Origin of the sequence: Brevibacterium ravenspurgense, assembly GCF_001584615.1 — a bacterium.
Classification (GTDB): Bacteria; Actinomycetota; Actinomycetes; order Actinomycetales; family Brevibacteriaceae; genus Brevibacterium; species Brevibacterium ravenspurgense.
The window spans coordinates 20,722-37,031 of sequence record NZ_LQQC01000010.1 but is presented as its reverse complement, the minus strand read 5'-3'; the positions used below and the strand labels follow the sequence as shown (position 1 = coordinate 37,031).

General features: G+C 63.5%; 15 protein-coding genes. 2 read left to right on the top strand and 13 right to left on the bottom strand.

Going from position 1 to position 16,310, the window contains the following annotated elements:
• Positions 1 to 410: 410 nt before the first annotated feature.
• From Bravens_RS04685 to Bravens_RS04655, 7 genes are read right to left on the bottom strand one after another with little or no spacing between them, the layout of a single operon-like run.
• The gene (locus Bravens_RS04685; protein ID WP_062020777.1) at positions 411 to 1,157 is read right to left on the bottom strand and encodes a lytic transglycosylase domain-containing protein; all 747 of its coding nucleotides are present in this window, start codon (positions 1,155 to 1,157) and stop codon (positions 411 to 413) included.
• Complete coding sequence (locus Bravens_RS04680) at positions 1,154 to 2,371, bottom strand: hypothetical protein (RefSeq protein WP_062020775.1); 1,218 nt, start codon at positions 2,369 to 2,371, stop codon at positions 1,154 to 1,156. Before Bravens_RS04680 ends, Bravens_RS04685 begins: the two co-directional genes overlap by 4 nt.
• Positions 2,368 to 3,219 carry an anchored repeat-type ABC transporter permease subunit gene (locus Bravens_RS04675; protein WP_062020772.1) on the bottom strand — a complete coding sequence of 284 codons (852 nt, stop codon included), beginning with the start codon at positions 3,217 to 3,219 and terminating at the stop codon, positions 2,368 to 2,370. Before Bravens_RS04675 ends, Bravens_RS04680 begins: the two co-directional genes overlap by 4 nt.
• Entirely contained in the window at positions 3,216 to 3,938 is a 723-nt protein-coding gene (locus tag Bravens_RS04670) for a metal ABC transporter ATP-binding protein (protein ID WP_062022243.1), read from the bottom strand. The genes Bravens_RS04675 and Bravens_RS04670 overlap by 4 nt, the downstream gene beginning before the upstream one ends.
• Complete coding sequence (locus tag Bravens_RS04665; protein ID WP_062020769.1) at positions 3,931 to 4,857, bottom strand: choice-of-anchor M domain-containing protein; 927 nt, start codon at positions 4,855 to 4,857, stop codon at positions 3,931 to 3,933. Before Bravens_RS04665 ends, Bravens_RS04670 begins: the two co-directional genes overlap by 8 nt.
• Positions 4,854 to 6,389, bottom strand: a complete 1,536-nt coding sequence (locus tag Bravens_RS04660) for an anchored repeat ABC transporter, substrate-binding protein (protein WP_062020766.1) — start codon at positions 6,387 to 6,389, stop codon at positions 4,854 to 4,856. Before Bravens_RS04660 ends, Bravens_RS04665 begins: the two co-directional genes overlap by 4 nt.
• The gene (locus Bravens_RS04655) at positions 6,386 to 8,641 is read right to left on the bottom strand and encodes a TIGR03773 family transporter-associated surface protein (protein ID WP_157452707.1); all 2,256 of its coding nucleotides are present in this window, start codon (positions 8,639 to 8,641) and stop codon (positions 6,386 to 6,388) included. The genes Bravens_RS04660 and Bravens_RS04655 overlap by 4 nt, the downstream gene beginning before the upstream one ends.
• A 197-nt stretch (positions 8,642 to 8,838) precedes the next feature.
• Here Bravens_RS04655 and Bravens_RS04650 point away from each other — a divergent pair, with 197 nt between their 5' ends.
• The gene (locus Bravens_RS04650) at positions 8,839 to 9,993 is read left to right on the top strand and encodes a pyridoxal phosphate-dependent aminotransferase (protein WP_062020759.1); all 1,155 of its coding nucleotides are present in this window, start codon (positions 8,839 to 8,841) and stop codon (positions 9,991 to 9,993) included.
• Positions 9,994 to 10,092: 99 nt separating this feature from the next.
• On the opposite strand, the gene Bravens_RS04645 is transcribed toward Bravens_RS04650, so the two are convergent.
• From Bravens_RS04645 to Bravens_RS10410, 6 genes are all read right to left on the bottom strand, one after another.
• On the bottom strand, positions 10,093 to 10,899 hold the full coding sequence (locus Bravens_RS04645; RefSeq protein WP_082791038.1) for an acyl-CoA thioesterase: 807 nt from the start codon (positions 10,897 to 10,899) through the stop codon (positions 10,093 to 10,095).
• A complete protein-coding gene (locus Bravens_RS04640) occupies positions 10,896 to 11,306 on the bottom strand; it encodes a GNAT family N-acetyltransferase (RefSeq protein WP_157452706.1) in 411 nt (136 codons plus the stop codon). The genes Bravens_RS04645 and Bravens_RS04640 overlap by 4 nt, the downstream gene beginning before the upstream one ends.
• 5 nt (positions 11,307 to 11,311) lie before the next feature.
• The gene (locus Bravens_RS04635) at positions 11,312 to 12,634 is read right to left on the bottom strand and encodes an MATE family efflux transporter (RefSeq protein ID WP_062020751.1); all 1,323 of its coding nucleotides are present in this window, start codon (positions 12,632 to 12,634) and stop codon (positions 11,312 to 11,314) included.
• 97 nt (positions 12,635 to 12,731) lie between these two features.
• Entirely contained in the window at positions 12,732 to 14,426 is a 1,695-nt protein-coding gene (locus tag Bravens_RS04630; protein ID WP_062020748.1) for an AMP-binding protein, read from the bottom strand.
• Between the two features lie 225 nt (positions 14,427 to 14,651).
• Positions 14,652 to 14,993, bottom strand: coding sequence for a hypothetical protein (locus tag Bravens_RS04625; protein ID WP_019175313.1), 342 nt, complete (start codon positions 14,991 to 14,993; stop codon positions 14,652 to 14,654).
• Between the two features lie 96 nt (positions 14,994 to 15,089).
• Entirely contained in the window at positions 15,090 to 15,869 is a 780-nt protein-coding gene (locus Bravens_RS10410; RefSeq protein ID WP_167346392.1) for an IS30 family transposase, read from the bottom strand.
• A gap of 230 nt (positions 15,870 to 16,099) precedes the next feature.
• On the opposite strand from Bravens_RS10410, the gene Bravens_RS10535 reads away from it, so the two are divergent.
• Positions 16,100 to 16,249 (top strand): hypothetical protein, encoded by a 150-nt coding sequence (locus Bravens_RS10535; RefSeq protein ID WP_157452705.1) that lies wholly within the window; start codon positions 16,100 to 16,102, stop codon positions 16,247 to 16,249.
• Positions 16,250 to 16,310 lie beyond the last annotated feature (61 nt).

Below are 16,310 nucleotides of genomic sequence, written 5' to 3'. Positions count from 1 at the left end.
GCGTGTCACATGTTTGGCTGTGACAGGGCGTCTATCTCGCCGCCGAACGCCTGTGGCGCACCGACGCGCGCATCACGCAGATGCACTACACCCCCACGACGGGGTCGTCGACCTCGACACCGATGGTCATCACGAGGGGGCCTTCGTCACCGACGGCTAGGCGGCCGAGGTGGCTTGGTCCCATCGAGCCACCTCGGGAGCGTTCCGCACCTGCTCGCATTCACGAGCCACAGCGAGCGAAGGACCGAGGCTATCCCCACGCCGGACTTCACTCACGGCTCGTGGGAGCGACGGCCAGACAGGGGCCAGATTGACTTTCGGGACATAACGCGCCTGAAAGGCGTGGCCCCTGGTCGGTGCCACGTCGGGTCAGAAGGTAGGAGTCACCTGCCGACCCACGCGCACTTCGCCTACGCAGCAGCGTCAGTGCCGGCTTTGTTCGCCGCCTGCCACACCGCATTCACATAGGCCTCATCGGGGTTGTAGGAGAAAACCGCCTTCGTCCACTCTTCAGGTGTCGTGATGCTGCGTTCGGCACACAGGTAGGCCGCGGCTGTCACGGCCGCATCGTCATAGCTGTGCGGGTCTTTCTTGCCGTCGCCGTTCGCGTCGACCGCCATCTTGTCCCACACGCTGGGCAGGAACTGCATGGGTCCGACCGCCCGATCGTGCTCATTGTCCCCGTCGAGCCGTCCCCCGTCGGTGTCGGTGATGACAGCCGTGCCGCGCACAGAGCCGTCGAGCTTCGGCCCGAAGATCTCCGGCTTGACCACCCCGGTGTCATCGACGGCGGACCCGCCGATGGTGCCGTGGGCTGTTTCGACGAACCCGATGCCCGCCAGCGTGGTCCATCCCAAACCGCATTCGGGATGTTCCCTGCCCGCCCACGCTTCGGCGGTGACATAAGACTGCAGAGCACGCGCCGGTATCCCGGTCTTTTCGGCTGCTGCTGTCAGCCATGGCGATTCGAGCTGTGGCGGCTGAGGGCTCTGCTTTTCATCAGCCGGGAGGTCAGGTGATTCGGGGCGCTCCGGCACTGGTGGTGGAGTCGGGTGGGTCGCGGAGTCATCGTTCTGCAGCTGAACCACCAGAAGGCCGCCGAGCACAAGACTTGCGATTCCCAGCAGAGCGGACACAACCGCTGTCGCGTGCTTCATCGGCGCCTCCGCGTCAGGATGCCGATGGGCACGGCAAGCAGAACCCCTCCGAGGCCGAAGGCACCGCCTGCCACCAGCCACAGCAGCGGCGAGCGCTGCGCCTGTCGCTGCTGTGGCTGGACGGCCTGCGGAGCAGCGGCGGCTGACGCCAGGCTGTAGGCGCCTTCGCAGCGTTCGAGCGCCGCGTCGACCGCACTGCCTTTGTCGGAGCGCAGTTCGCCCACGCTCACGTTGAGCTTCGTGTCTTTTCCGTCGATCCGCAGGCCGAGCGTGTATTGGCCCGGCTGTGAGAAGCTCAGCGTCGGCATCATTGTGCTCTGCGCGGGCACTGAGAAGCTTTCGCCCTCTTGGGCCAGAAGCTCTTCTGCGCCGACCGGGTCGATTGTCAGCAGCGAGACGCTGCCGGGGCCGTCGACTTCGGACAGCTCAATCTGCTTGTCCGCATCGCCGGCCGTGAACTGCAGCTGCGGGCTGCCGGGCAGACCAGTGCGCCACTCCCCCTGCTGCTTGGCGTCTGCGGCAATTCCCATTGCCGTGGCGCTTTCTGCTTCGGCGATTCCGCTCCGAATGGTGCGGGCATCGCCGTCGCACATCATCGCGTAGGCCGGCAGGGCTTCGGGGAGGGCCGGTTTTTCGTCGGCTGTTCCGGTTTCCCAAGAGGGCGTCGCGCGAAACTGCGGGGGCGGCTGTTGCTCACCGGGGTTCTCTCCTTGACTCTGTTCTTCTGACGAGGCAGAGCTGGGCTGATCTTCTGGCTCGCCCGGGTGGTCCTCGTGTGGGGGCTGGCCCGGCTGATCGACCGAGGGAAGCGACTCGACCGAATCCGGGCACTCTATGTCTGCTTCTGGTCCAAGTGCGGATCGCTGACCCAGGAGGACTTTTTCCACGCGAGGGCTGGTGCGCTCCCCGTCGCGAACACCAATGCAATAAACACCGGCGGGACCGGTGACGGGCACCTCGAGGGCACCTCCGTGTGTCCAGTGGGCTGTCAGCGGCACGGGCCTGCCGAGGATGCGCAGCGCGTCGGCATCCGCGAAGCTCAGTTCGTCGCCGGCGAGGACGGCTCTTCCGGCAGCAGGGAATTCGACGGTTCCTCCCGTCTTCCCCTCAACGCGGATCTGCGCTTCGCCTTTCGGTTCGGCAGCGGCGGCCGTCCCAGGGGCGAGCACAGCGAGAGCACACGCAGCAGCAACAGCCCAGCGGCACATCGTCATGCGGACCTCAACCGGAAGATGAGTCCGTGGCGCGGAGCCGCCAGCCATGCCACACAGAAGACTGCGGTGAGCACAAGAACGATTGTGCCGCCGACCGGGGTGTCAAGAGTCCAGGACAGCCACAGGCCGATGAACGCTGACACCGCACCGATGGTCGGCGCGAGTACGAACATGACGGACAGACGCTCTGTCAGCATCCGAGCGGCAGCGGCTGGCGTAATGAGCAGACCGAGCACCAGGATGTTGCCCACCGTCTGAATGGAGAAGACGACGGCCAGAGTCACGCACACGTAGAGCAGCATGTCGATCCAGAACACGCGAATGCCCTGCACGGCGGCGAACTCTCGGTCAAGGCTGACGGCGACGAGCTGCTGGTGGAAAACCGCCAACAGCACCGCGATAAAAGCTCCAACAGCCGCGACGATCACGAGGTCGCGCACCGGGACTCCCGTCAGGGAGCCGAACAGGAAGTCGGTGAGTGATCCCGCGTATCCGGGCGCCCGGGAGATGATGACGATGCCCAGGCCGAAGGCCGCCACGAGGAACACACCGATGACGGAGTCTTCCCGCAGTCTGCGCAGCTGCGACACCACGGCGACGGCCAGCGAGGTCACAAGCCCCGCAATGCTGCCGCCCAGTGCAAGGTCGGCTCCGATGACGAAGGCGGTCGCAAGGCCTGGGAAGACGGCGTGCGAAACGGCGTCGCCAATGAAGCTCATCCCGCGCAGCACAACGTAGGTGCCGACGATTCCGCACAGTGCTGCGGCCAGGATGGCCATGGCGAGCGCACGGGGCAGGAATGCCAGTTGCGGGTTGAACAGGTCGGTGAAGAAGTCCAGGGGCGTCACACTGCCTCCAGAAGGGAGGATGTCGCGTCGATGCCGAAGACGTCAGCCCACAGTTCACGGCTGCGGATGTCCTCTGTCGCGCCGTGTGCGCGCACGGTTCCGTCGAACAGCACACAGTGGGAGCAGGTGCGCAGGGCCGCCGGCAGGTCGTGGGTGGACATGAAGATGGCGGTGCCGTTGCCGGCGAGGTCGGTGAAGACCTCGGTGAGGAACTCCTGTGTCGGCATGTCGACTCCGGTGAACGGTTCGTCAAGCAGGAGAACATCGGCTCCTCCCACGAGTGCGCGCGCTACGAGAACACGCTGTTTCTGCCCACCCGAGAGCGCACCGACGGGCCGGTCGGCGAAGTCGGCGAGCTGGACGTGAGCCAGCACTTTGTCGACCGCTCGGTAGTGCTCGACCGGCCGCAGCAGGCGCCTGGGCAGCCCCGTCATGACGGCTGTGGCCACCGTGACGGGAAAGTCCCACGCGAAGGACTGGTGCTGCGGTACGTAGCCGGGGCGGTTCTTCCTGGAGATGGGCTTGCCGTTGACCGTGATGGTTCCAGTAGACGGGATGGTGCCGAGGATGGAGCGCAGCAGGGTTGTTTTGCCCGCACCGTTGGGTCCCAGCAGCGCGGTGAACTCCCCGGCCCGGATCTCAAGGTCGGCACCGCGGACGATTGTCCGCCCACCCAGTGAAGCCGTGACCCCGTCAAGTGTCAGCAGCGGTTCACTCACGGCGGTCACCTGCGGCCCTGCGGCGTCGGTTGATGACGGCGATGACGGTGAAGAAAACAGCGGCGAGCACTGCAACAGCACCGATGCCGATGGCGATGAGAACCGCCGGGTCGGCGCCCTCAGCGGCACTGTCTGCCTGCTGTGCGCTGTCCTGTTCGCCTGATGCCGGCTGCGTGGCTTCTGCCTGTGCTGCTTCCTTGGGGTCGGCGTCATCGCCGACGGCCAGCCGGATGGTCTGCGTGTCTTCACTCGTGGTGCCGTCGCTGCGCTTGGAGCTCAGGCTGACGGTCACCAGGTAGATGCCGGGCTTCGTGAAGACCCAGTTGGCGTGCGTGTGGGTGTTGAGGTCGACATTGACGTCAGCAGCTTTGTCTGCCGTCCACAGAACATCGGGTTCGCCGAAATCGCCGTTCTGCAGGAACAGGCTCACCTTCCCCGGTCCCTGTGCGCCGGTGAAGCGCAGGGTGACGTTGTCAACCGCGCCGTCGAGGAATGCAGGGTCCTGTGTGTTCCAGCCCAGCCACGGCACTCCGGGCTGTTCGACCTGGGGAATGATCCACACGTCCTCCCCGGTCGAGGCGCCGGTGAAGTCGTACTGGTCTCCTTCTGGGATCTGTGTCTTGGCGGTATCGCCGACTTGGAGGACGAGGTCGTCCAGGTGCCGCCACACGGGTGTGCTTTCGGTGTCATCGCGTGCGGCGAAAACGAGTCCGCCCTCGACGATCTTCGGGCCCAGGTCGATGTGGCCTTCTGAGCGCATGACCTGCTCGCTGCCGAATGCTTCGTCACTGGTGACTTTCTGCTGCAGTCCGTCTTGGCCGCCGTCGGCTGGTGCCGCTGCCGCTGATGTTCCGCTGGCGACGATGGCTGCGGTCATGGCGGCGGCGAGGATGCCTGAGAGTCTCTTTGCGATTGTCATGGTGCGAGGCAGCCTTTCAGAGTGCGGGCGTTGGTGCGCATGAGTTCGATGTAGCTGGATACGTGGTTGTCAAAGGTGTCGGAGTAGAGCGTGCAGATTTCGGCGCCTTCCGAGGCGGCCGCATCTGTCAGCGCAGGTGAGCGGCCCATCGGCTCCAGGAACACGGCAGGGATGTCGAGGTTCCGGATGGTGTCGCCGAGTCTGCGCCGGTCTGCGGCAGACGGCTCTGCTCCCGGATGAGGACTTGCGAAGCCGGCGATTGAGAGCCCGTAGGCATCCGCAAAGTACCGGTACGCGTCGTGCGCTGTGACAATGTGCCGCCTGTGTTTGGGTATTGCGTCGATGTCGCGACGCACCTCGTCATCCAGCTGGTCGAGCTGATCGATGTACTCCGCGGCATTCGCCCTGTAGGTTTCAGCATTGGCGGGATCGGCACGGCTGAAGACATCGCGGATGACCTTGACGTAGGCGATTGCGTTGTCTGCTGACAGCCACATGTGCGGGTCGATTTCCCCGTGGACGTGTTTGCCGAGCACAGCCTGCGGCAGCAGGTAGGTGGGTGTGCCTGCAGGGCCGAGGAACGATGCTCCGCGCGGGATGTCCCTCCACGCGCTGTTGGTCACGGATACGACGGTTTCCGCCGGGTCCAGGTACTCCAGTCCCCCGCCCTTTTTGTCCACGGCCAGGGCGAATCTGCCGGCATCGGCATCGACCGTGATGTCGGCGTGACCCCCATCGACAACCCTGCGGTCTTTCATTTCCGGGATCGTCGCGGGGTCTTTGCCGACGACGACTGCAAATTCGCCGCTGGCCAGCCGCTCTTCGCGGCTGTCTTCTGCGCGCGCGGCCAAACCGGCGGAGAACCGCAGCCGGTAGACCCCAGGTTTGCTGAAGGCCCAGGACACGTGGGTGTGGGCCGCCGGCGGCAGACTCACCAGATCTTCCTGGCCGAAGCCGTCAGTCGTGTCGAACAGCACGTCCGTCTGGCCCAGCGAACGCGTGAGGAACGTGTGCGCTGAAGCTCCTTCCGGCACGGAAGCCCCCGTCATCCTCAGACGCACCTCGGAACTGCGGTCGGCACCTCGAGAATCCGCGGTGCCGTGCACTCGCAGCCCCAACCACACGGTGTCCAGGTGGACGTCTTCAACCAGCGGGATGACGTTGGCCCCGTGTTTCACAGCGCTTTCGGCCACCGCCGCGTTGATTGCAGTTTTCGGCAGGTTCGCATCGACCGTCGTGATGAGCCGGTGCTCTTCGAGCATCTGGTAGTTCGTCAGGGCGACGTCGGCGTAGACGATGCTGCGTACGTCCCGCAGGGTCGGCTCGTAGCTGTGCGGGTCGGCTCCTTTGGGCACGAGCGGCTGGACTTGGGCGGCATCACCTGCGACGTGGGAGGCCAGGTCGGCGATGATGCCGGTTGTGGCGACCACGCGCAGCTGTTCTGCGCTGCTGGGCAGACCCGTTGCACAGCCGGTCAGGGCGAGGGCCGCGGCGCTTGCTGCCGCGACCCTCAGCAGTCGGCGGACCTTCACTTGGAGGTGCGACGACGCTGGATCCAGACGGCGGCCGCACCGACGGTCAGTAGGCCAAGACCGACAGCGCCGGTCGCGCCGCTGCCGTTCACGCCGGTTCGGGGCAGCGCGCACGGATCACCCGTTGGCTCCCGGGCTGGCGATGCGGAATCGTCAGCGATCTGCTCCCCCGTCTGAGGTGTGGCGCCGTCTGTCGGCTGCTCCCCAGCCGGCTGCTGACCCTCAGCTGACTGCTGGTCGGCTTTGATGCTGCCGCCGGCCTGTGCGCCGCCTCCGACGTTGAAGTGCAGGGTGCCGTCGGCCGTCGTGGTGCCGCCGGACTTCAGAGCCACGGTGAACCGGATGGTGGCGGTGTAGTTACCGGGTTTTGTGAATGCCCAGAAGCCGTGCTGGTGTGTTCCCACCGGCACCTGGTAGGAGTCGCCGGCCTTGCTGAACACACGGGTGGCGCTGCCGCCGCCGAGTCCGCTGCCGCCGAGAAAGACGTGCATCTGGCCGGGACCGCTGACATTGGTCAGAGTCATCGTGACTTTCGATGCGCGGTTCATGATCTCTGGGTCCTGGGTGTTCCAGCCCAGCCACGGAACACGGTCTTCCTGCTGCTGCGAAATCATGTAGACCTGCGATCCGGCGGCACCGAGGAACTCGTAGCCGGCCGGAACGGGCTTCTTTGCGGCCTGGCCGATGATGAATTCAACGTCGTCAGGGTTGCGCCACACCGGCGGTGCGGTGCGGTCATCCTTGACCTGTGCGGAGGCCTGACCGCCAATCAGTCGCGCGCCGAAGTCAAAGTGCCCGGCTTCTGCGCGCACGCGCTGCCCCTTTGGTGCTGTACTGCCCTGCGCCCCAGCACCGTTTGTGCCTCCCGCAGAGGATCCGCCGGACGCACCGGCGCTTCCGGCGGCGTCACCACCGGCACCACCACCGGCTGACGCATCTGGCACACACGGCTGGGGTGCCGATCCGGCCGGCTGCGCTGCAGGCTGTGCGCCTGGAGCCGCTGGGGCGGCTGCCGTACCGCCGGCGGACGGAGCACCGTTTGACTCCGCGTCTTTCTTTCCGGCCTGCTTGTTCTGCTCTTTGCCCTCGATGTCAATTGTCACCGGCTCCGAGACAGTCTGCGCACCGGTTTTTGCCACAGCCAGGGCGCGGACCTGCATGTCGCGGTAGTCGTCCGTCAGCTTCGGCAGGACGAGTGTGTTTCCAGCAGCACCCTGGTAGCTGCGCCAGCTGTCACCGCGCTGCTTGGTCTGCCACTGGATTTGAACATCGGTCTTCGCCCCCGCTTTCGCGGTCAGCTTCGGCTGGTCCCCAAGCTTGTAGGAGTCTTTGTCCTTCGTGACCTTCACGGTGTCCGGTGCGAGTTCAGGGGTGCCGGAGTCCGTGGGCGGGTTCGGCTGGTTGGGCGCCTGGCCCTCTCCGGGGCCCGAGGTGCCGCCCCCGGGACCGCTGGGCGGCTGCGTACCGTCGGGGTTGTCCGGGTTCGGCTGGCCATCCGAATCGTCGGTGGGCTTCTTCAGTTCGTCAATGCCGGATTGGCCGACTGCGAAGACGTATTCCTTTTCGTCAGCGGTTTTCTTTCCGTCAACGGTGGCCTCGGCGGAGAAGACCAGACGGTAGACACCGGGTTTGGTGAAGGTCCAGTTGGCGTGAACGTGTGCTCCCAGCGACTGGTCGAAGCTGGCGTGCTTGGGATCTGATGAGGACAGGATGCGCTTGGTCCCGAACAGACCGGCCTGGAAGATCTCGACCTGCGCACCTTCCGGCAGGGAGGACTTCTTCTGGTTCAGGCGCATCGTGACGTGGTCTCCGTCGACCATGCCCTCACGGATTTCTTCGGTGTTCCAGCCAGCCCAGATCCCGTCGTGGTTCTGAGTTTCGGGAATCATCCAGGCGTCCTTGCCGGCCGCACCGGTGAATTCGAAGCCTTCGGCGGGCACCTGGGTTTTGAGGGCGTCGGTCACGTGGAACGCGACGTCTTCCGGCGCGAGGCGCTGCCCGTTCCCGGAAGCGAGGTCGGCCTTCGTGAACAGGCGCATGTTCTTCTGACCGTCAAGGCACATGGAAACCGCGTCCGTGTGCTCTTTTTCAAGCGCCAGCCGTTCATGGTCGGCTTTGTTCTGCGCGGCCGGAGGGCACACTGCCTTTGCGGCAGCTCCTTCGGCAGCGTTGACTGGGACGGTCGGCATAAAAGCTGAAGCGCTGATTGCAGCGGCCGCGAGTGCGGCGGTCATGGGGTGCGGACGAACCACGGTGTTTCCTCACTGTCAATGAGACTGTCAACGGGCTTTGGCTCCGCACAGGCTAGGCCGCAGCGCGCATGCCTGTCATAGAAAGCCATCGACATATGTGCACATTGCTATACGCTGCTCTTTTCAAGACTGAAACCGCGTGATTGACTGTGTGCACATCCCTGACAGTTATTTCATAGTGCCCCCGAGGAGTCCCCATGCCGAAGCTGAGCCAGCGCGCTGCCAATGTTCCCGATTCCGGTATTCGCGCGGTCTTCGAACTCGCCGCAAAAATGGACAATGTCATCGACCTGTCTGTCGGCGAACCCAGCCTGCCTGTATCGGAGCACGTGAAGAAGGCCGGCGCTGACGCCTGGCTGCGCGACGACCTGAGCTACACCGCCAACCAGGGCATTGACGAACTGCGTGAAACTCTTGCCCAGAAGCTGCGCACCTACAACGGCTACACGGTCGATCCCGATCAGATCAACGTCGCTGCCGGCGGTTCGCAGGCGCTCAACGTGGCCATGAGCATGGCGCTCGACCCGGGTGACGAAATCCTCGTCCCAGACCCCGGATACGCCACGTTCTTCATGACTCCCATGCTCATGAGCGCCACACCGGTTGCCTACCACCTGAACCCCGAAGACGGATTCCTGCCGCGCCTTGACGTGCTCGAGGGTCTCGTGACCGAGAAGACGAAGGCGATTCTCATCAACAGCCCGTCCAACCCTCTGGGCACTGTCATCCCGCCTGCACTCATCGAGCAGATCATGGACTTCGCCAAGCGCCACGACCTGTGGGTCATCAGCGATGAGGTCTACGAGCACATTCTGTTCGAAGACGCGCAGGTGCCCTTCACCTCGCCGGCTGTCTTCGACACCGACGGCCGGGTGATGTCGGTGTACTCGCTGTCGAAGAGCTACGCGCTCACGGGCGCCCGCCTGGGCTACCTGGTGCTGCCCAAGGGCCTCGACGTGCGCTTTGCCGCGGTCCAGGAAGCCAATGCAAGCTGTGTCAACACTCCGTCGCAGTACGCTGCGATTGCCGCGGTGGCAGGCCCGCAGGACGACCTCGAAGCTGCGCGTGACCACTACACCGAGAACCGGCGTGCCGCTCTCGAAGTGCTTGATGAGCTCGGTCTCGAATACGTCAACCCCGCCGGCGGTTTCTACCTTTTCGTCAACGTCAGCCACGACTCCGCCGGCGATGTCGGCGCATGGGCGCAGAACTTCCTGCGGGAGCACCGCGTGGCGGTCGCTCCGGGCACCGCGTTTGGCAGCTTCGGCGAAGGCTGGGTGCGCGTCTGCTTTGCCGGCGACCGTGACGCTCTTGTGGAGGGCCTGCGCCGCTTCCCGGCGAAGAACGCCTGATACGCAAGCCGGCTCTCCCCTGACCCCAGCCAGAAGAAGCACGAGGTGCCGCTCACCTGAGCGGCACCTCGTGCTTTTTGGTGGGGACTTCCGGAGCGCTCAGCCGCGGAAGTACGTCAGCTGGTGAGTTGAGACCAGCAAGTGTCCTTCGGAGCTGAACAGGCGGGCGCTCTGATCTGCTGTTCCTCCGCCGAAGCGCTGTGCGCGGCCCTGGCAGAGCACGTATTCACCCGCGGATGCGTATTCTTCCGGCGTGCCCAGGAAGTACGTGGTCAGTGAGATCGTGGCTGCCGGGTGCGGTTTGCCGGTGCGTCGAAAGATGCGCGGGAAGAAGGAATCCGCTGCACTGGCCAAAGAGGGCGCGTCCCAGTGGCGGCTGGGTGTGTGGCGCAGCCAGTAGACGGATTCGGAGTCGTCGTGTTCGCGGCCCAGCTCATAGGCGCCGCGGGCAAAGCGGAACTCGTAGTTGTCCAGCCAGCGCAGATCATTCACGGGCGGAGCCGACTCGCACTCTTCTGGGCCCGGCACCTGCGGCAAACGCGCTTCTTGATGTGCAAAGGTGTCACGTTCGGATGTGAAGACCACGCTGCCGGTGACCGGTGTGCTCTCCCCCTGCGTAATCCGCACGTTCCAGTGCTGGTTCGAGTTGTTCGTCTGCACCAGTTCCAGGTGAATGTCGAACTCGCCGTACTCCACAGGTGATGTGTAGTTGAGAGTTTGGGCGGCAGGATTCCCCTGTGCTGCGGGGTGCTGTTGGACTGCGGCCAGCAGCTGTGCTGCCGTGATCCCGCCGAAGGGGCCGACCATGTTGTTGTACGCGGGGTGGGTTGCTGCGCGCAGCACTGCCCGAGAATCGTCAGAACTGGTGGTGGTGAAGCGGACAGCTTCATCCAAGGGGTGTGTCATGAGCGCTCGCCGAGGTCGGCTAACAGTACATATGTGCCCTCGCCGAAGCCCACGTCCGTGAAGCCCAGCCGGCCGAAGAGCTCCTGAGCTTCGTTCGCTTCGGCTATTGCAGCGCTCACAGCGGGTGCCCCGGACATGCGGGCAAGTGACAGCACTCCGCCCAGAAGCTTCGTGCCAAGCCCTTCGCCCTGGTGTTCTTCGGCAACGGCGACATAGACCTGCGGAATGCCCTCACCGACAAAGCCCGCTGCTGCCGGGCCGTCGTCTTTCAGCCACGCCGCTCCGACAGGCTGACCCGAAACGCGGGCAACGAGCCCCTGATCGCAGTCAGCGGGCGCACCGGGAACCATGTCCGCAAAGGGACGCAGCTGTTCTTCGCTGCCGGGTTCAAGAGGTGTGATGTCCATGGCACTCACTGTAGCCTCTCCGCGCGGATGATCCACGTGTCCTCCCGCATGCGCACACCCAGGCCGATTGCGCGGAAGGCCACGAAGCCGATGGCAAAGCACGCCCACAGCACCACGATGCTCGGCCACAGGGCTTCCGCGGTGAAAGCCAAAACTGCGAAGCCCGCACAGGCACCCACTTGAGCAAGCGCCAGGTAGCGGGCATCCTCTGCCCCCATGAGGATGCCGTCGATTGTGAAGACATAGCCGGCCAACGGCAGGCTGATGGCCAACACGATCACCAGCTGCAGCGTGATGTCGATGACCTGCGGGTCTGACGTGAAGAAAAGGCCCACCCACGGTGATACCGCGGCGAGGAGTGCTCCGACAATGCAGCCGAAGCCCACTCCCCACAGAACCAGACGGCGGTTGACTGCGTGGACCATCGCCCGATCCCGCCGGCCTATCTGCAGGCCCACGAGAGCCTGACCCGCTATGGCCAGCGAATCAAGCACGAGCGCCAGAGAATTGAAGAGCGTCTGCGCGATCTGCAGGGCGGCGAGTTCAGCCGTGCCGCGCACGGCAGCGAGGCTCACCAGGATGATGAGCGCAGTCCGCAGAGCCGCATTGCGCAGCAGCAGCCATCCGGAGGTGCGGGCTGCAAACAGCACGCCCGCCCAGTCGGGCCGCAGACTTGCCCCGTACCGGGTTGCTGCGCGAAAAGCGATAACCACATACACGGTGCACATGAGCCCGTGGGCAGTCACCGTCCCCAAAGCAGAACCGGCAACCCCCATGTCGAGCCCGTAGATGAAAAGGGCGTTCAGCGCGATGTTGACCCCGAAACCGCCGACAGCGACTATCAGCGGGGTGCGCGTATCCTGCAGACCCCGCAGAAGGCCCGTAGCCGCAATGACGACGAGCATGAACGGAAGCCCCCACCACGAAATCGTGAGATACGAGACCGCGCCCGGCACCACCTCGGGAGCCGGACCGATGAGCTTTACGACGCTCTCCAGAAAAGGCAGACCCGCCGCGAGCAGCACCGCGGAGGTGACAAGAGCCAACCACATGCCGTCGAAACCGGCCGAAACGGCGCCTCGGGTGTCACCGCGGCCGAGCCTGCGTGCAACCCGCGGGGTCGTGGCGTAAGCCAGAAAGATCATGAGCCCCAGAACGGTCTGGACGACAGCACCGGCAACGGCCAAGCTGCCCAGAGCATCAGCACCCAGGTGGCCCACCATCGCGGTGTCAGCCAGAAGAAAAACAGGTTCCGCGGCCAACGCACCGAGCGCGGGCAGGGCCAGCCGGATGATTTCGCGGTTAAGAGAGACAGGCGGTTGTGACATCGCCGAAAGTCTAGCGCCCCGCATGACAGCGCCGGTCTCCCGAAAGGCTTGATGCTTCCGGAATACCGGCGCGTGCGGTGGTGGATGCAGTGACGCGTCAGCCGGCAGTGCCGGCGGCTTCAGCGGCTTCGGCAGCCGTGCGACGGACCTCACGGCGCAGAATCTTGCCGCTGGCGTTCTTCGGAACCTCATCGATGAACGTCACGCTGTGCGGAGCCTTGTAAGCAGCGAGGCGTTCCCGGCAGAAGGCGATGAGTTCGTCCTCGCTTGCCTGCTGACCGTCTTTGAGGCTGACAAAAGCAGCGACGGTTTCGCCCCGGTACTCATCGGGAGCGCCGACGACGGCTGCTTCCATCACGGCGGGATGCCGGTACAGGACGTCTTCGACCTCGCGCGGCCACACCTTGTAGCCAGAACTGTTGATCATGTCCTTCACGCGGTCGATGATGAACAGCCAGCCGTCCTCGTTCATGTAGCCCACGTCCCCGGTGCGCAGTTCGCCGCCGGGAATATTGGCCGCGGTGGCTTCGGGATTGTTGAGGTAGGACCGTGCGATGATGGGACCGCTCACACAGATTTCTCCGACCTCGCCGGGGCCGACTTCTTTGCCGTCAAGGTCGATGATCCGATACATCGTGGCCGCCAGCGGCAGGCCAGCAGACAGAGTACCGGTCTTTTCGTCAACGGGTGCGCGCATTCCCTGCGGCACAGCGGCGGATTGGCCGGAGGTTTCCGTCAGGCCGTAGCCCTGACCGACGTAGTGTCCCGTGCGCTCTTCGAACTTTTCAACGAGCGCTTCCGGTACGGGTGCTCCACCGGAGTTGATCGCAGTGAAGCTGTCGAACTCAGTGCCGGTGAACTCAGGGTGGGCCAAGAGTGCGAGGAACGCAGTTGCCGGGCCGGCCATAGCGTGCGGCTTCTCTTCACGCAGCATGCGCAACACCGAAGACGGTTCGAACCGGTAATTCATGACGAGCGTGCTCGCGCACGCAACAGCCGCGAGCATCTGGGTGACGAAGCCCGTAATGTGGAAGACCGGAGCCAGGGTGAAGTAGGAGTGCTCCGGACCGTAGCCGTTCTGGATTTTCGCCATCTGGGCGTTGTGGGCGATGCCCACGTGCAGGATCTCGGCACCTTTGGAACGGCCGGACGTTCCCGAGGTGTAGCCGATCATTGCCGGGTCTTTTGGGCCGACCGGGGGTTCAGTGGGAACACTGTCGGTGTTTCCGCTCTCGAGGACCGTTCGGATGGCGGTGAGGAAGTCAGTCTGGCCGGTGTCCGTGTTCTGCATCAGCGGCGCAATTGCAGGCGGCAGCTGGCCGGTGATGAAGTCGTCTTCGCTGACGGTGAAGATCTGCGGGATGTGCTGCGCCCACTGCGCGACCCTGTCGTTCCAGGCGTGAGCGGACACGACAATCGCCTTAGGCTGCGAGTCGTTGAAGATGTGTTCGAGTTCACCCCGATACATGGGGTTGAGCGGAACCACCTGACCGCCGAGCTTCCATGCGGCAAACACCGCAATCGGGAACGCCGGCACGTTCTGCATGTACAGGCCCAGCCTGTCGCCGGCCCCGAAGCCGCCGTCGGCAAGAACCTGTGCAAAAGCCCGTGCGTAGGCGTCGAATTCACGGTAGGTGATGGTCGTGCCCCAGTAGCGGATCGCGGGACCATCAGAAGTGGTGCGCACCGCCTCGTCAAGCAGATGAAGCATCGTGGTGTCGGGAATCGGGCGGCCATAGCCTTCGTGCTGCGCACCGGTCTTCAACCATGGGCGTTCGTCAAACCAGCTCATTGTCGTCCTTTCACGTCTTTGTGAACGGGTGGATCAGTGGGTTGGGGCGCCGGCGCAGGGCCTTCGCTTCTCACACAATAGGACATGCTCCGTGGGCGGCAACAGATGCAAATACGTTGAAACCGCACCGTGGGTGCTGCTCGCTGCAGGTGAGAGGTGAAGGAGGCTCCGCCTCGGCGCTGCCTTGTGGGCTGCCGAGGCGGAGCCTCCTTCTTCGATGCCTGCCTAGTCAGTCTGCTGTAACGGAGGGGTGCCACCGGGCTTCCATGGTGGGATCCACTTTCGTGGCACGCGGCCAGTTTCGAATCCGTCAATACCACGCTCGTAGAGTCCATCGAGTACCTGTTGAGTGGTCAAGAACCATTCGTTGCGAAGGCCTTGATGCCAGTGCAGGGAGGTGAATTCGCTGTGACCAGTGATGTCGACGGTGAACCCTGTGTAGCCTTCGATGGGTGTGCCGTCGCGGTCGTAGAAGTCGATGTCGTAGAGACCGAATCCTTCGACTCCCAGGTCGGACAGCGCTGATTTTCCGCAGAGTTGAAACCAAACAATATCGGCATTTTCCATCGTCGACACCTATAGAATTTCTTGTAGTTGGAATCGATCCGTTTCTGGAATTCCAAGCGGGCGCGTGGTCGGTTGTTCATGTGGTTTTCTACGTACTCAAGGTCTGCGGGTATGTGGATGCTCAGCCATTTCTTTGCCTTGATCCCATGTCAGGGACTGCTTCAAGTTCTCCGGCAGAGCTCCTAATTTCTCTACCAACCCTTCACAGAACGCATCAATCCTGCTTTTCGCGGGTTCCATCCAAATCAAGAGCAGGTAATTCGAGTAGCGCTCAACGACTGTTCCGATGCATGACGCGCCGTTCTTGCCGATAATCAGATCGCCTTCCCAATGGCCTGGCACGCTGCGCAGCCCAGCGTCTTCAGGTCGCTGGCTGATATTGATCATGTTCTTGTTCTGTCCCCGTTTCCCGCCACCGGTACGACGAGGTTTGCGCACTGATCGGCCTGTGCGCAGCCGGGCTTTCAATTCACACTGTAAGCGTCCCACAATCTGTCCTGGAGAATAGTTCTCATCCAGCCGCTGCTGCACCCACTGACGCAAACGCTGATCAGCTGCGAACTTCGACGGTTTCGGCCGGCGACGAGCATTCCACGCTGAACGATGCGCTCGTGCAGCCCGGAATTGATGACGGGTTTTCGCATACGTGTTATTCCGAATCTCACGACTGATCGTTGACGGCGCACGCCCTAACTGAGCAGCAACCTTTCGAATCGATAAACCAGTCGCCAGCAGCGCCTGAATCTGACAGCGCTCCTCATACGACAACAACCGCCGCGGATTCTTCCACGCCGGTGGTTTCATCCCACCCACAGAAGCCGAATACCGCAAAGCCGCCGTTTCCAACAGCCCTACATCTTCATACGACGCTCTCATAGGCCAACCCTGCCAGAACCGAGCCACCGCATCATGATCCATCCACCACACAAACATCGAACACAGCACAACACCCTCCACAAGAAATCAGGCGTTGCAACCACCACCTGACGCCTCTGATCTACAACGCCCCTTGTGAGAAGCTGTTCCTGGAATAAGGTCAGTACCTCACAGGCGAAGCCGTCGTTGAAAAACCATCACCGGGCGAAACAGTCGTCAGCGGCAATAATGTGATCGTCGATGCCAGCGGCGAAGAAATGTACGACATAAACGACTTCCTGACATTCTTCTATCGTTGGGTCTTCTTCTCGATTTTCTGCGGAACCCTGCTGACGCTGCACGGATTCCTGCCAAAAGTGCGCACCGGGGCAAAGGACTGACAAAGTGCGCCCCGGATCTTTTCCAAGATCCGGGGCGCAGCTGCTGTGTTCAGAGTGAGCC

Excerpts from the sequence above, each read along its gene's own strand:
- Bravens_RS04625 (WP_019175313.1), bottom strand. The coding sequence starts at position 14,993 with ATGGAAAATGCCGATATTGTTTGGTTTCAACTCTGCGGAAAATCAGCG.
- Bravens_RS04630 (WP_062020748.1), bottom strand. The coding sequence starts at position 14,426 with ATGAGCTGGTTTGACGAACGCCCATGGTTGAAGACCGGTGCGCAGCAC.
- Bravens_RS10410 (WP_167346392.1), bottom strand. The coding sequence starts at position 15,869 with ATGAGAGCGTCGTATGAAGATGTAGGGCTGTTGGAAACGGCGGCTTTG.
- Bravens_RS04685 (WP_062020777.1), bottom strand. The coding sequence starts at position 1,157 with ATGAAGCACGCGACAGCGGTTGTGTCCGCTCTGCTGGGAATCGCAAGT.
- Bravens_RS04640 (WP_157452706.1), bottom strand. The coding sequence starts at position 11,306 with ATGGACATCACACCTCTTGAACCCGGCAGCGAAGAACAGCTGCGTCCC.
- Bravens_RS04665 (WP_062020769.1), bottom strand. The coding sequence starts at position 4,857 with ATGACAATCGCAAAGAGACTCTCAGGCATCCTCGCCGCCGCCATGACC.
- Bravens_RS04680 (WP_062020775.1), bottom strand. The coding sequence starts at position 2,371 with ATGACGATGTGCCGCTGGGCTGTTGCTGCTGCGTGTGCTCTCGCTGTG.
- Bravens_RS04635 (WP_062020751.1), bottom strand. The coding sequence starts at position 12,634 with ATGTCACAACCGCCTGTCTCTCTTAACCGCGAAATCATCCGGCTGGCC.
- Bravens_RS04650 (WP_062020759.1), top strand. The coding sequence starts at position 8,839 with ATGCCGAAGCTGAGCCAGCGCGCTGCCAATGTTCCCGATTCCGGTATT.
- Bravens_RS04645 (WP_082791038.1), bottom strand. The coding sequence starts at position 10,899 with ATGACACACCCCTTGGATGAAGCTGTCCGCTTCACCACCACCAGTTCT.